11 protein-coding genes are annotated in these 14,793 nt (G+C 38.9%); 6 read left to right on the top strand and 5 right to left on the bottom strand.

What is annotated here, in order from left to right; all coding sequences use genetic code 11:
* Positions 1 to 136: 136 nt before the first annotated feature.
* Positions 137 to 532 (bottom strand): hypothetical protein, encoded by a 396-nt coding sequence (locus PL11201_RS19960; protein WP_079680632.1) that lies wholly within the window; start codon positions 530 to 532, stop codon positions 137 to 139.
* Between the two features lie 256 nt (positions 533 to 788).
* Here PL11201_RS19960 and PL11201_RS19955 point away from each other — a divergent pair, with 256 nt between their 5' ends.
* The 3 genes from PL11201_RS19955 to PL11201_RS19945 all read left to right on the top strand — a co-directional run bounded on the left by PL11201_RS19955 (position 789) and on the right by PL11201_RS19945 (position 5,617).
* Entirely contained in the window at positions 789 to 3,833 is a 3,045-nt protein-coding gene (locus PL11201_RS19955) for a HEAT repeat domain-containing protein (protein ID WP_079680631.1), read from the top strand.
* Positions 3,834 to 4,114: 281 nt separating this feature from the next.
* Positions 4,115 to 4,600: a Crp/Fnr family transcriptional regulator gene (locus PL11201_RS19950; protein WP_079680630.1), complete on the top strand. Its 486-nt coding sequence runs from the start codon at positions 4,115 to 4,117 to the stop codon at positions 4,598 to 4,600.
* A 45-nt stretch (positions 4,601 to 4,645) separates the two neighbouring features.
* Complete coding sequence (locus PL11201_RS19945; protein WP_079680629.1) at positions 4,646 to 5,617, top strand: bestrophin family protein; 972 nt, start codon at positions 4,646 to 4,648, stop codon at positions 5,615 to 5,617.
* A 35-nt stretch (positions 5,618 to 5,652) separates the two neighbouring features.
* Here PL11201_RS19945 and PL11201_RS19940 read toward each other — a convergent pair whose 3' ends face one another.
* The 4 genes from PL11201_RS19940 to alaS all read right to left on the bottom strand — a co-directional run bounded on the left by PL11201_RS19940 (position 5,653) and on the right by alaS (position 11,181).
* The gene (locus PL11201_RS19940; RefSeq protein ID WP_026788859.1) at positions 5,653 to 5,991 is read right to left on the bottom strand and encodes a DUF4870 domain-containing protein; all 339 of its coding nucleotides are present in this window, start codon (positions 5,989 to 5,991) and stop codon (positions 5,653 to 5,655) included.
* Between the two features lie 185 nt (positions 5,992 to 6,176).
* The gene (locus PL11201_RS19935) at positions 6,177 to 6,932 is read right to left on the bottom strand and encodes a hypothetical protein (protein ID WP_079680628.1); all 756 of its coding nucleotides are present in this window, start codon (positions 6,930 to 6,932) and stop codon (positions 6,177 to 6,179) included.
* Positions 6,925 to 8,397 (bottom strand): AAA family ATPase, encoded by a 1,473-nt coding sequence (locus PL11201_RS19930; protein WP_079680627.1) that lies wholly within the window; start codon positions 8,395 to 8,397, stop codon positions 6,925 to 6,927. Before PL11201_RS19930 ends, PL11201_RS19935 begins: the two co-directional genes overlap by 8 nt.
* 153 nt (positions 8,398 to 8,550) lie before the next feature.
* Positions 8,551 to 11,181, bottom strand: coding sequence for an alanine--tRNA ligase (gene alaS / locus PL11201_RS19925; protein WP_079680626.1), 2,631 nt, complete (start codon positions 11,179 to 11,181; stop codon positions 8,551 to 8,553).
* A 41-nt stretch (positions 11,182 to 11,222) separates the two neighbouring features.
* Here alaS and PL11201_RS19920 point away from each other — a divergent pair, with 41 nt between their 5' ends.
* From PL11201_RS19920 to PL11201_RS19910, 3 genes are all read left to right on the top strand, one after another.
* Positions 11,223 to 12,695: a DUF3370 domain-containing protein gene (locus PL11201_RS19920; protein ID WP_079680625.1), complete on the top strand. Its 1,473-nt coding sequence runs from the start codon at positions 11,223 to 11,225 to the stop codon at positions 12,693 to 12,695.
* Between the two features lie 185 nt (positions 12,696 to 12,880).
* Positions 12,881 to 13,591, top strand: coding sequence for a type I restriction-modification system subunit M (locus tag PL11201_RS19915; protein ID WP_079680624.1), 711 nt, complete (start codon positions 12,881 to 12,883; stop codon positions 13,589 to 13,591).
* A gap of 44 nt (positions 13,592 to 13,635) precedes the next feature.
* Positions 13,636 to 14,748: an IS630 family transposase gene (locus tag PL11201_RS19910; RefSeq protein ID WP_079678737.1), complete on the top strand. Its 1,113-nt coding sequence runs from the start codon at positions 13,636 to 13,638 to the stop codon at positions 14,746 to 14,748.
* Positions 14,749 to 14,793 lie beyond the last annotated feature (45 nt).

Here is a 14,793-nt window from a genome sequence, read left to right as displayed (position 1 = left end):
TTAGCAGTTAACAGTCATCAGTTAACAGTCATCAGTGTAAGAGTTAATCGTTAACTGTTAATTTATTAATCGAAAAATAAACTACTGTTCCCCATTACCCATTCGTAATTCGTAATTACCCATCTCCTTAAATGAATTATTGATGAGGATCAGAATAATAAGAATCTGGTAAAAACTCGACTTGAGGATCAATATTTTGACGATTTAAGTTTAATTTATCACCAATAGTAACAGCAAGTCCGAGGAATAAAAGACTACTAATAACGGCTAAAAGCGGTAATCCTTTGGTTAGACTCAGATCTCGTCGAATACGGGCAAAGGGACGACTTTGGCGTCGGAGCATTTGGGCAACGGCACACTGCTGGAGACAAAAGGGATCTCGCACATAATGACCACTGTGACTCATGACAAAATGGGTATGGCAGTGAGGGCAAGTAAAGAGTCCACCTAACATTCCAATTGAGGGCAAAATGCTAGTATGATGGCAAATTGGACAGGTAACAGAATGAGTATTAAAGGTATCTGCGTTCATAAAAACTGGACTCAAACGTAGAAAACTAAGGTTTCATCGAAACTCGGGAACACTTCCACAGCCTGGGCAGTGAGTTATCTTTGTTGCTTTCCATCACTTCTAGTCTACCTCTAAGGTAGGAGAGTTTATCAGGGAGAAACATTAATATTTGTAGAGCGGAAACCACCAACCCTCAACTCCAACCCAAGAGGGGCGATAAATCAGTTAAACTTTATTGAGAGACTTTGAACATCACAAAAAGGGGTTTGGGCATCGCATGGAAAAACCAGTCAGTGGTTCCGCTATGCTGGGACAGGGGGTGCTGCGGGGGCTGAATCTCCGTCAGGAGGAAGTAGAAAGAACCCTACTGATGTTTTTGGTCTACACCTTAGCGTCCGTAGGGTTGATTTGGTTAGAACTCAGTACCGTGGGTCTGTTCCTCGATGAATACGGGGCTGATAAATTACCCTGGATCTATATCGCCAGTGCCGGGATGGGTTCAGGTTTGGGCTTTGTTTATTCGTCGCTGCAAAAGGTTTTTCCCCTCCGTCGGGCGATTGTGATTATCTTTGTGATGATGGCAATACCCCTATTTTTATTTCGTTGGGGACTGGGATTATCCGAGATTAAAATATTAGGGTTAAGTCTTCAATTTATTACCCTATTTCTCATGTGGTTATGGGTGGAAGCCTCTTATGTTCTCAACGACTTAAATAATGCGATCACCGCTAACCAACTGTTTAATATTCGAGAAATTAAACGCACCTATCCAATTATTAGTAGTGGATTTCTGGTCGCTGGGGTGATTAGTGGGTTTTCCCTCCCCCTGCTATTAAGAGTGGTGGGACTCAATAACGTCACTTTGGTTTCTGGGGTGATGGTACTCCTAGCCGCCGTAATTTTATTTTATCTATCCCAACGCTACGGTCAATCCTTCCCCGACTCCACCCGATGGACACCTGACGATGAGGAACAAGAATTTAGTACCCGCAATCTCAAGGGCCCAGTTTTGGGTTATGTAATTCCCTTAGTCTCATTTTTTGTTCTAGCAGAAGCCCTCTATGTATTAGTAGATTTCCAATTTTTTAGTCAATTAGAATTTCAAAGCGATACAGCCGGAGCCAGTGGGATTGTTAGCTTCCTGGGAATCTTTGAAGGGATTTTGAGTGTGGCTCAAGTTCTAACTCAGTGGTTTGGGTCTAGCCGATTAGTTGAACGCACGGGGGTCTTTGTCACCGCCATTGTTTTACCCGTTGGGGTGATTATTTTAGGTACTATTTCCTTAATTGGGGGAATTACGGGAATATTTTCTGTTTTTATAGGATTTGTGATCCTGCGATTCCTGGATGAATTATTCCACTACACCTTAATTGAAACCACCGGAGCCGTACTGTTCCAACCGTTGCCGGATCACGTTCGCAGCGATATTCAATCGATGGTCAATGGCATCTTTGAACCGATGTCCACGGGGGTAACGGGGGTACTGATTTTAATTACCCTCTGGGTGTCCAGGTTGATTTTTCCTGAATCGACCGAAACCCAGTTACAAAGTGAACAGGGATTAATGTTCGTCGGTCTGATCATCCTCATGGCTGCGGTTTGGCTATTGGTGGTTTGGTTAATTCGTGCCCAATATGTCAGTTTATTGGTGCGGAGCGCCGAACGGGGACGGCTGAGTGTCTCGGATATTGATATGCCCCAACTCAAGCGGAATGTGGTGGAAACCCTGAAAAAACCCGGAGAAGAAGCGGATAAACGCTCTTGTATTGAACTCCTGAGTCAACTGGATGCGAAAAACGTGGGTGAAACCCTGGTTCCCCTCCTTGGTAGTCTTTCCCCTGGGTTACAGCGTCAGAGCTTGGAAATTATGCTCAATCACCCCAATCCGGCTTATTTGGAGGAAATCCGAGCTTTTACCCAGGGGACTTTAGCCCCGGAGGTTCTGGCCCTGGCTTTGCGATACCTGTGGTTGACCGAAACCAGTCCCGATATTGAACAGTTGCGCCCCTATCTCCAACCCCAGGTTGATCCGGTGGTGCGGGGAACGGCTGGGGCCTTGATTTTGCGTCGAGGCGATCGCGAACAAAAAGCCGCCGCCACTAATACCATCCGACGGATGATTACCAACGGCCAAGAACGGGAACGGGTGATGGGAGTCCGCGCCCTGGGAGAAGCCGATTATTTACAGGGACTGCGGCTCTATCTTAACGATTTATTACAGGATGAATCTTTGCGCGTGCGTTGTGCATTATTAGATGTGATCGCCTCTACCCATTTGGAAGAATACTATCCCTCTTTAATGAAAGCTCTCTGCTATCGTTCCACAAGAGATACAGCTTTGCAGGCTTTAGTGAGGTTAGGAAATGAGGCGATTCCTTTATTAATCCAGCAAGCCAGTGATATCTACAAACCGGATTTGGTGCGGTTACAGGCTTGGACAGCCCTTGGTGAAATCGGGACAGCCGAAGCCCTCGATACCCTAATTAGTGAATTGATGATTTCCTGGGGAACCACCCGGCGCAATATCCTGAGAATTTTACTTAAAATTCCTCAAGATGCGGGAATTGAAGGAGTCTTAGATCGGGTCGGACGCACCGGGGTAGAAATTTTAATTGAGCAGGAATTAATGTTCATCGGTCAAATTTATGCGGCTTTGCTGGATTTGTCCCTGGAAACCCCTATCCTGTCGGACTCAGATGATGAAGATTCAGACACCTTTGATCCCTTCGATCCGGTTGTGCATGATATTCATGCTCCCCAACAGTTATTAAAACGCGCCCTGGAAGGACTAGAAATTGATGCGGTGGATCGCTGCTTTTTATTAATGAAGTTTTTATATCCCCATGACTCGATTCAAGCAGCATCCTTTAATATTCAGTCAAATTCTTCTTCTAATGTGGCACGGGGGTTGGAAATTATTGATAATATTGTTGATATTGCCCATAAACGGGCATTAATTAGCATTCTCGATCAGCACTCCAAATTGGAGAAATTGCAAAATTTATCTGATTTAGTTAGCTATCAACCCCTGAAACCCAGCGATCGCCTACGCCGTTTATTAGAGTTACGCCATTTCCTCTCGGACTGGGCCTTAGCCTGTTGTTTCCATGTCGCCAAAAGCTCCCGATGGAGTTTAACGGCTGAACAAGCCCTGATGTGCTTACGTCATCCCACCGGGTTTGTTCGAGAAGCAGTCTTAGCATATCTAAAGATTGCCTCTCAACGGGCTTTGATAGAATTATTACCAATGCTACAAAATGATCCCGATCGTTTAGTCGCAAACCAAGTTGAGGAGTTAATGCTTCAGCTTGGAGTTAAATAAGCTCTTGGCTATTTGACTTGGGTGGGGAGAGCTATCAATGTTAACTTCAGACTAAAAGTAGGCTGTAAAACTGCAAGTCCCTTGACTTTTCTTTTCTGAAGTCCTAGATCCCCCCTAACCCCCCTTGGGAAGGGGGGAACCCGATTCAAAGTCCCCCTTGCTAAGGGGGATTTAGGGGGATCTAATCTTGGAGGTAATCAGGGATTTTCGGCTGAAGTTGACACAAATGGGGGTCTCCCCACCCCTACCGGATCTAAATTTTAAATTTTTTTAGTAAACCTATGTTAACCAGCGTTGAACGCCTTTTATTTGTCAGGGGTGTCCCGATTTTTAAAGAATTGCGAGACGATTTTTTAGTCCGCCTAGCATCGGTTATGGATGAATTATCCTTTCCGAATGAACATAGTATTTTTACTGAAGGTCAAGAAGGACGGGCACTTTATATTGTGGTTTCTGGACGGGTGCGGGTTCATATTGGCGATCGCAATTTAGCCGAATTAGGCAAGGGGACTTGTTTCGGTGAAATGTCTCTCTTTGATGCCGAACCTCGCTCCGCCACCGTCAGCACCCTAGAAACCTGCGAATGTTTAATCTTAACCCAAATGCAACTCTATGATGCCATTGATGAAACCCCCGGCATTGCGATTAATATTATTCGTTTATTGTCTCGACGCATTCGAGAACTAAATCAAAAATTAAACCCTCCTACCTCTCCCCCGACCATCGAGGGGAATAAGGTTATTGAACTGCGATCGTCGGCGGGATAGTCTGTTAGTAGGAATTTTTAGGAGGATAAACGTTCAAAAACTTATATGTCTAAGCTCGAAAAAAACTGGTTTCAGTTAACACTCCGCATTCAAAGTTCCGTAATTCCAGCCATCATGCCCCGTGTGATTTTATGTACAACATTGGGCATTATTATTTCTCTATTAGATCATCAGAATCTACCCTTACCTACCGAAGTATTTAGTTATTTTATTTTTCCTGATTTAGTTCTAGGTTTATTATTAGTTTTTAGAACAAATACAGCCTATGATCGATTTTGGGAAGGTCGAAAACTCTGGGGAACTTTAGTTAATACCGTGAGAAATTTTTCTCGTCAAATCTGGTTAATGGTTCCCGAAAAAGAGGTTAATGATACCAATAATAAAATCGCCACATTAAAACTATTAGTTGCTTTTGCCGTAGCAACTAAACTTCATTTAAGGGGAGAAAAAGTCAATCAAGAAATTGAGGCTTTAACATCTTCAGAACAGTATACAAAACTGCAAACAATGAATCATCCTCCCCTGGAAATTGCCTTTTGGATTGGAGATTATTTACAGGATAAAAATAAACATCATCACCTCCATATCTACCAATTAACAGCTTTATATAAACTCTTAGATACCATGGTAGATGTTTTAGGAGGTTGTGAACGAATTGCTAAAACTCCTCTGCCTTTAGCTTATCAAATTCATCTACAACAAATTTTATTAATTTATTGTTTGATTTTACCGTTAAAAATTGTCAATAATTTAGGATTATTTACCGGGTTAATCGTAGCAATTATGACGTTTACTCTATTGGGAATTGAGGAAATTGCCCGCCAGATTGAAAATCCTTTCGGTTACGACGAAAACGATTTACAACTGGATGCAATTTGTCAAGCAATGTCAAAAAATATTCAAGATTTGACTTCTCTCCCCCCCAGTGTTCAGACCTATGAACAAGAAATCAAAGGTGAACTTAATGATATAGCAGTCGCTAAGGAAGTTAGGACTCCTACCGATTCTGAAACCTAGACTTGTACTCCTCCAATTCGTAATTCGTAATTCCCTTAGTCTTGAATAATTCTAAAAATGAAAGGATAGGAATAGGGTTGATCAGGATTAGAAACAACAGAAACAATCGCCAAAATCGGCATGACTAAACTAAAAACCCCCAAAATCACTAATAAAGGAAACCCAATTAATAAAAAGGTGAGCATTCCAAATACAAACGCATAAACATATAAATTAATATGAAAGTTTAAGGATTCTCTCGCATTGGCTTTGACAACGGAATCTTTAACTAGAAATAAAATAGCAATGGGAATCCCAATGGCGACTAAAGTAGCACTAAAGAAGATGGCGCCATGACTCAGTGCCGATAGAATTAGTCGTTTATCTCGTTCCATGAGAATAAATCCTTCAAAGTTAATTCATCTATTATAATATGTTCTTGGCTGATTAAACACTATTAATTTTTTTTCGATGAATTGAGCTAAAGAAAGATTACAAGCCATTCAAACTAAATGGAATGGGGATTTATCTTAATATGATTGTTATTTTAGATGAGCGATCACATATATTTTAAAATTGATTACAATAAATCACCTAATTGTAGAGTTCTATGTTCTTGAGGTTGATTATTTTCTGGTGGGAAAAACTTCATTGTAATCTTATCCTTATCATTCAGGATAGTCCGAACGGTAAAAAGTTCTGCTCTATTATCAGAGGTTAAAATTTTATATAGGTCACTGTCATTACTATCATCATCTGATGATATTTCATTTTTATTAAAAATAATAATGCCTTTAAAATCAATATGTATACTTACTCCTGAGTAACCTTTTCTGGGGTTTTGATGATTATTTAAACTCATTAACATATACATTTGATTCATATTGCACTGAATCTTTTCTTTTATGTCTGTTAAACTGCTTGGTTTAGGTTTGGATTCGCCTTTTTTCACTGTACGAGGTTGTAGAGATGATTTCATTTCAATTAAGCAAACATTTAATTTATAATCTCCTGTTTCATATTTTTGTAAAATTATTAATGCCACTTCTGCTGTTTTTCCTTGAGTTGATATACCTGGAATATTTTTTTCTAAATTGATTTTCCAAATAGTTTCTATTCTTGATTTTTTATCTTTAAAATCAAGTTCACGAATAGATACCTTTTTTAAAGTTGCTGATCCCCTTGTTTCAATAATCTCTATAGAATCATCATTTAAATCTACTTCTTCAATTAAACCTTCATATTTCAAAGATTCTTGAACATTAAATCTCAGTAATTTTTTATCATTTTTCGTTTCTTTCTCACCAACACTCAAAAATTGTTTCTGTCTACTCATACTTTTCTGATTCTTTGATATAAATATAATCTGTTAATATTTTACTCGATTTCTCTACAGAATCTATCGCAGAATAAAAGTTTCTAAAGTATACTCCATAGTCGTCTGCTTCATAATCGATAATTGTTTTACCATTAAAAAAGTATACACCCAGATCCTGCTGAGACATTGAAGTCTTGGCATCTACATACTCTAAATTATTTTCTTCTATAATTTCATCAACATCCAGTTTGTATTTTTCTTTAAGAACATCTATAGAAATATAGTTGCTGATAGCTTTAGCCATTATTGAACTATGGGTAGTAATTAAGACTTTGTTGTCATTTTCGATAGCAAACTGAATCAGTATTTCTAGTAGTTTTAATTGATTCTCAGGATAGAGATTTTCTTCGGGTTCATCTATCATTAAAAAATTATTTTCCTTCTCTACCCAATATTTTAAATATAAGTAAAGTAATGTTAATTGATTCACAGATGAAGATGCTAAATACATGGGTAAATCGAAATCACTATCCTCCAAATTAAAATAAAACTCAATAGGGGATAATCCTTCAACTGATTTTACTAGCACATTACCTCCCATAAGTTTTACCAACTGTTCTAAAATAGTTTTATAATATGAAACGGTTTCAGTGTCTTGGTTGAGAGAATAAATTTTCTCAAAAACATGATTCATGGGTTCAGTATAAGGTCTTTTGAACAAATTTAGATTTTTAATTGAATCTAAATTTATTTTATCTTCTTTATATCTATTTTCAATTAAATCAACTAAGCGTTTCATATCTTCCTCACGTTTTTTCCGCTCTATATCATAAATATATCTATAGAAAGTCGGATAAAAAAGACGGCTAGATGGCAAAAAGAAAGTTTCATGTTCATGCTTGAGTAGTAATCTAATAATAAACATTAAAAAAACTGTTTTTACTTCAGACTTCATATCTTGATCAAATCGATTCTTGGGGACAAAATCAAAAAAATCTGAAGGTAATTCTTTTACTTCTATTTTTACCTGTAAGGATTTTTCCTCTTTCTTAATTAAAATATATTCGATTTTTTCAGATGTTTCAGCATTTATAGTTATGGAAGTTTCTCCTTTGTGCTGTTCAACTTCATCTATACTACAACTCAATGATATGGAAATATTTTTAGCTAACGGGGAATCATTTTCAATATTCAAGATAGTAAGAATTTCTTTCTCTAAAAATCTAGCATACTCATCAATAATATTATCAATTAATTTTTGATCTATTACTACAGCATTATTTAATTCAATTTGAATATCTTCTAATGTTGCTTGGTTTGAAAATTTATAAATAGTCTTTTGATTGAAAATTGCCCATAAAACTTGTGATACATAAGTTTTTCCACTATTATTATAACCAACGAAAATATAAAATCTTTTTGATAAATCAATGCTTTGCTTGTTATTTTTAATTGGGCCTAAGTTTTTGATTAATAATTCCATAATAATATGCTCAATCTGAAATAGTGGGTTGGGGTGAAGTATGCCTACCTGACATTATACCTTACTTTAAACCTTTTGTGACAAATATCTTAACCTTTCTAAATCTCAAAATATAAAAAGCCCCTCACCTAGCAGGGGAGGGGTTAACTTAACTTATTTCAACCCTTCAACTAACTGGGTTTTTGCACTCTCCAACGCTGCTTTTAACTGCGTTGCATCCCGACCGCCCGCTTGCGCTAAATTCGGACGTCCGCCACCGCCACCGCCACAAATTTTAGCAATACCGCCGATAAATTTACCCGCTTGTAAGCCTTTATTATTAACAGCTTTACTGAACGCGGCAACAAAATTCACCTTACCATCGGTTGTAGCTGAACCCAAAACAACGGCACTTTCTCCTAACTTTTGTTGTAGCCTTTCTGCGGCGGTTTTCAAAGATTCTGCATCCGCATCATGGAGTTCTGCTACAATTAATTTAAACTCACCAATGGTTTCAGCAGTGGTTAATAATTGTTGGGAATTGGCGATCGCTAATTCTGCTTTAACTGCTTCTAATTGTTTCTGAGTGGCTTTTAACTCCTGTTGTAAATTATTAATCCGGTCTGGTAATTCTTCGGGTTTAGCTTTAAAGCGATCGCCTAACTCCTTAACCACCGTATCCCGTACTTTTAAATACTCTAAAACCGACTGTCCCGCCACCGCTTCTATCCGTCGAATTCCCGATGCAATTCCGGTTTCCGAAATAATCTTAAATAGTCCTATTTCGGCGGTATTACTAACATGAGTTCCCCCGCATAATTCCATCGAAACTCCCGAATAATCAACCACCCGCACAATATCAGAATATTTCTCTCCAAACATCGCAATAGCACCTTTAGCTTTAGCGGCTTCGATCGCCATTTCTGCAATTACCGCCGGGTGAGCTTCGGTGATCCAACTATTCACTTGATCTTCAATTTGTTGCAATTCTTCAGAGGTTAAACCCCGGGGAGAATGAAAATCGAACCGTAAACGCTCAAAATCCACTAAAGAACCCGCTTGAGAAATAGAAGAATCTACGATTAATTTTAACGCCGATTGTAATAAATGGGTTGCCGTATGGTTAGCTTGGGAACGACGACGACAGGCGCGATCAATTTGGGCGGTTAAGGTCATTCCTGGGGTCACTATTCCCCGTTCAATGCGTCCGAAATGGATGAAAATATTAGATTCTTTTTGCACATCTTCGATCCGAATTACCGTATCACCATAACTCAAATAACCGCGATCGCCAATTTGTCCCCCCGACTCAGCATAGAAGGGAGTTTTATTCAAAATTATTTGAATTTCTGTTCCCGCTTCTGCTGTTTCTACAGGTTTTCCATTCACTAAAACCGCTTCCACTTTGGCATCAGATGTTAACAAAGTATAGCCTAAAAATTCCGTGGGGTGAATATGTTCTGCTAATTGATCCAAACTACCTTGGACGGTTAAATCAATAGTTTCATGGGCATCTTGAGAACGACGGCGTTGTTCTTCCATGGCTGTTTCAAACCCGGCAATATTAACAGTTAACCCATTTTCTTCGGCAATTTCTTGGGTTAATTCTAGGGGGAAACCGTAGGTGTCGTATAAAACAAAGGCATCTTGACCGGAAATTTCACCCTGAGCTTTTTCCATAACTTCAGCTAACAGTTTTTCACCCCGTTCCAAAGTTTCCAAGAACCGAGTTTCTTCTCGCTGTAATTCCCCTTTAATTGCACTTTCCCGTTGACGCACATTCGGATAAATAGCTTCCGATAATTGCATCGCTGTTTCAGCGACTTGGGTGGTAAATTCCTGATTAATTCCAATTAACCGACCATGACGCACCACCCGCCGAATTAAGCGCCGGACAATATAACCCCGGCCAATATTAGACGCCGTAACTCCATCAGCAATTAAATGCACAACCGCCCGAATATGATCCCCAATAACTTTGAGGGAAACCTTGGTTTTATCATCGGATTTGTGATAGTCTATCTGGGCAATTTCCGCCGCCGTTTTAATAATTGGAAAAATTAGATCGGTTTCATAATTATTAGGAACTTGCTGTAAAATTTGCGCCATTCGTTCTAACCCCATTCCTGTATCAATATTTTTATTTTGTAAAGGGGTTAAATTGCCATCGGCATCTCGGTTATACTGCATGAAAACCAAGTTATAAAACTCAATAAACCGAGTATCATCTTCTAAATCAATATTCTCCTCGCCACGTTCGGGGTGAAAATCATAATAAATTTCTGAACAGGGGCCACAGGGGCCAGTGGGGCCAGATTTCCAGAAGTTATCCGCTTCTCCCATGCGTTTAATGCGTCGGGGAGACACCCCAATTTCATCCCGCCAGATGGCAAAAGCTTCGTCATCTTCCTCGAACACACTGACCACTAAACGGTCTGGCGGTAACTCAAAGACCTTTGTGGAAATTTCCCATCCCCAAGCGATCGCTTGCTGTTTAAAATAATCCCCAAAGCTAAAATTGCCCAACATCTCAAAAAAGGTGTGATGTCTGGCCGTTCTGCCCACATTTTCAATATCATTAGTACGGATACATTTTTGGGAGGTGGTGGCGCGGGGAAATTCCGGTTGTCGCTGTCCCAGAAATATCGGTTTGAAGGGTAGCATCCCGGCAATGGTTAACAACACCGTCGGGTCTTCGGGAACTAGGGAAGCACTGGGCAGAATTTTATGCCCTTTTTCGGCATAGAAGTTGAGAAACTTTTGCCGAATTTCGTCGCCTGTGGAATACTGAGGAAAAAAAGTCATAATACTCACGGTAAAAAAATTAGACCAACCTTTCAGAATAAATGAAAGATCAAACCTTACATCGGATCACTTCTATTTTAATTGTTAGTTTGTCTGGCTTGGGGGGAGCGGTCGGAGGAATTTTTTTTCGGCAAACGGTCATTGTTGAACGGTTTCCTACCCTTTTGCCGCGGTTGCCCTTTGCCAATGCCTTGCCCCCCCAGGAAATTATTGCTCAGAACGAAGTTCGCCCCTTACCTGGGAAACTGGATGAGGTGTTAATGTTTAATAGCAATAGTCCAGAATGGGTGAAACAGGAAGGAATTCTACTCTCAACTTTTCCGGGGGGATGGCGGGGTGATCCTGAAGCTCATTTAGAATATCGTTTAACGGGAGAATTTGAGGTCTTTGATCATCATTTTACCCACACTCCCCCTGATTTAAAAACCTTATATTTGGGGTTGATGGTTCATAATCCCGATAATGAACCTGTGACCGTTGAAGTATTGCAGGCAGCAAGTTATTTATTGGAGCCAGATGCTCCTTTTAAAGAACAACCTGCCATGAGTGATAATGCTAAGGGTGAGATTTATTCTGGGCCAGGAATTCGGGCTGTTGATGATGTGTTAAGGGGAAAGCGCCAGGCTGAATTTCCTGAAACCTTGGAAATTGGCCCAGGGGAAACTCAAATGTTAATGAATTTGCCAATCCCAGTCAAGGGTTTAGAACGTCCGGTAAATGGGCGTTCTACTTTTATGCGCCTGAAAGTTCGGGGTCAAAGCGATGATTCTGCCCCGGCTTCAATTTATATGGCGAGTTTAGCTCAATATGCGAAAATGCAGCCCGATGGCAAGGAGCGTGCGCCAACTGTAGAAGAATGGCAACAGTTACTTGACAATGGCAGTTTAGCACAACCCAGGGATAAAATTCCTACTTCTCCAGAGCAAACGGGAGGTCAGTTAATTTATAGTCGGGTTGCAGGTATTCAAAAAGGGGCAGAATGGTCAGCAGATTTAGTCGATGAGGGCAAAGATTTTCTGACTATTCCTGATAGGGGAAAGGGAATTTCTTTTCCCATTAGCACCGTCCGGGCGGGAACATTAGGCACAAAACAAGTTCAAGCCGCGCCGTTAATTGTTCGTTATCCAGATACTGCTTATGAATCCCATGGCAATTATGGGGTACATTATGATTTACATTTACCGCTATTAAATATAACGGATGAAACCCAAACGGTAACAGTAACTTTAGAAACGCCTTTTAAAGAAGAAACCTTATCTAAAAATGGATTAATTTTTCAACAACCTCCTTTGAATCTTCCGTTTTTTCGGGGCACGGTTCGGTTAAGATATGAAGATGAACAGGGAAAAACGGTGATCAAATATCTGCATTTATGGCATCGTCGGGGGCAAATTGTTGATCCTTTAATTAAACTCAAATTAAACCCCAAATCCTCACGGTTTGTGAGAGTTGATTTTCGTTATCCCCCGGATGCGACACCGCCTCAAGTTTTAACGATTAAAACCTTAAATTAATCATCTCCTAGGACGAAAGTGGTAAAAATAAGCCCAAAAATTTCAAGCTACAAATTCCCCCTGTAGAGACGTTGGATGCAACGTCTCTACAGGGGCTATGGTGTAAAATTTCTGATCAATCATTTCAAAATAGTCTAATAATCAATGATAATAAAAAGGATTAGCACCAATTTAAGGATCTCAAGATGATTACAGGCGAGTTAAAATCTAAAGTTGATAAATTGTGGACAACCTTTTGGAATAACGGCATTAGTAACCCCCTATCGGTGATTGAACAAATATCCTATTTACTGTTTATCAAACGCCTAGATGACCTACAATTAGCCCAAGAGAAGAAGAACAAACGCTTAGGGGGGACATTAGAAAATCCGACCTTTACCCCAGAAAACAATCATTGTCGCTGGTCTGAATTTAAAAATCAAAACCCTATTGATATGTTAGTTACGGTCAGGGATTCTGCATTTCCCTTAATCAAAACTATCGGTAAGGAAGGAGGGACTTATGCCCAACACATGAAGGATGCTGTATTTTTAATTGCTAACCCGGCCCTATTAGCAAATGTAGTCGAACAAATTGACCTAATCTTTGAATTACTCAATCAACAAGCTGGTCAATCTCAAGATAAAACCTATATAGATTTACAGGGAGATTTGTATGAATATATGTTATCAAAACTCACCACCGCCGGAACAAATGGACAGTTTCGCACCCCTCGCCATATTATTAAAATGATCGTCGAATTAATGAATCCTAGCACCCATGAGGTAATCTGTGATCCCGCTTGTGGGACTGGGGGCTTTTTGGTGGCGGTGGCGGAATATTTGCGTCAGCAAAAAGATAGTGAGGGTAATTCTATTTTGAGTAATCCTGTCAATCGTAAGCTGTTAAGCATCTAAATAGGGTATAATGAAAAACTAAGTTTAGAAAAATCAATAAAAAGATGCCTGCTAAAAATCACTTAAATGAAAAGCAAGTAGAGAAACTACAGAAAAGATTGAAAGAGGAAGAAAATGGACAAATTAGAGAAAGAATCTTGATTCTACTATTGCTAAATGATGGTAAAAAACAAAGTGAAATTGCCAATTTTTTGGGATGTTCAATAAATAAAGTATGTTATTGGTGTGTACATGGAGATCCGGACAAGTTAGAAAGCCTAAAAGATGAAAGAATGAAAGGAAATTATAGAAAAGCCACAGATAAATATATAGAGATATTATTAGAAACTGTAGAAAAAGAACCGGAAGAATTAGGATATGAATTTGGGAGATGGACAGGAGAAAGATTGGCAACTTATTTAGAACAAATCACAGAAATAAAATTAAGTGGTTCACAAGTGAGAAGGATATTAAAGAAAAAAAAGTATGTTTACTTGTGGGCAAAGTATAGCTTGGAAGAGAAAAGAGATCCAGAAAAAAGGAAATTATTTAAAAATAAAATAGAAGAGTATTTAAAAATAACAAAAGAAAGTCCAGAACAATTACAGGTATGGTTTTGGGATGAAAGTGGATTTAATTTAAGAGTAATAAAAAGAAAGAACTGGTGTAAAAAAGGAAAGAGGAGAAAGATTAGAGGAGACAGAAGAAAAGGAAAAGTTAATGTTATGGGAGGATTGAGGTACTCGGACAAAAAAAGATTTGTAGAATTTCTGGATAAAGGGAATGCAAATAATTTTTATCAAGTGTTAAAAAGTTTTTATCAAGAGCTAATTCATGAGTGGGTATTAGCGGGAAATCAAGCAGAAGAATTTGTAGAAAAAGGAGCCAAGATTGTCATTATTCTTGATAATGCAAGTTTTCACAAAAAAGAAGAATACCTAGAAAAAATCAAAGCAGAAATGCCGAATATCTATTTAGAATTTCTTCCAGAATATAGTCCAGATTATAATTTAATTGAATTGGTCTGGCATTCAGCTAAAGAATATATTGCTAATCGACTCTTTAAATCAGTTGATGAGCTAGAGTGTTTATTGCATCAGCTTTTAAATGAGGGACAGTTATCTATTAAATGGGGACGTAAACTTAAAAACAAAGGTAATGCTATAATCACAGTTTAAATGCACAACAGCTTAACAATTTAATCATAAATATTAAACACCAAA

This window comes from Planktothrix sp. PCC 11201, from assembly GCF_900009135.1.
Classification (GTDB): domain Bacteria; phylum Cyanobacteriota; class Cyanobacteriia; order Cyanobacteriales; family Microcoleaceae; genus Planktothrix.
The sequence above is the reverse complement of the archived record's forward strand: the minus strand, read 5'-3'. Positions and strand labels throughout refer to the sequence as shown.

Bases quoted from the DNA above. Each gene is read 5' to 3' on its own strand.
- PL11201_RS19920 (WP_079680625.1), top strand. From the start codon at position 11,223: ATGAAAGATCAAACCTTACATCGGATCACTTCTATTTTAATTGTTAGT.
- alaS (WP_079680626.1), bottom strand. From the start codon at position 11,181: ATGACTTTTTTTCCTCAGTATTCCACAGGCGACGAAATTCGGCAAAAG.
- PL11201_RS19935 (WP_079680628.1), bottom strand. From the start codon at position 6,932: ATGAGTAGACAGAAACAATTTTTGAGTGTTGGTGAGAAAGAAACGAAA.
- PL11201_RS19930 (WP_079680627.1), bottom strand. From the start codon at position 8,397: ATGGAATTATTAATCAAAAACTTAGGCCCAATTAAAAATAACAAGCAA.
- PL11201_RS19910 (WP_079678737.1), top strand. From the start codon at position 13,636: ATGCCTGCTAAAAATCACTTAAATGAAAAGCAAGTAGAGAAACTACAG.
- PL11201_RS19915 (WP_079680624.1), top strand. From the start codon at position 12,881: ATGATTACAGGCGAGTTAAAATCTAAAGTTGATAAATTGTGGACAACC.
- PL11201_RS19945 (WP_079680629.1), top strand. From the start codon at position 4,646: ATGTCTAAGCTCGAAAAAAACTGGTTTCAGTTAACACTCCGCATTCAA.
- PL11201_RS19940 (WP_026788859.1), bottom strand. From the start codon at position 5,991: ATGGAACGAGATAAACGACTAATTCTATCGGCACTGAGTCATGGCGCC.
- PL11201_RS19950 (WP_079680630.1), top strand. From the start codon at position 4,115: ATGTTAACCAGCGTTGAACGCCTTTTATTTGTCAGGGGTGTCCCGATT.
- PL11201_RS19960 (WP_079680632.1), bottom strand. From the start codon at position 532: ATGAACGCAGATACCTTTAATACTCATTCTGTTACCTGTCCAATTTGC.
- PL11201_RS19955 (WP_079680631.1), top strand. From the start codon at position 789: ATGGAAAAACCAGTCAGTGGTTCCGCTATGCTGGGACAGGGGGTGCTG.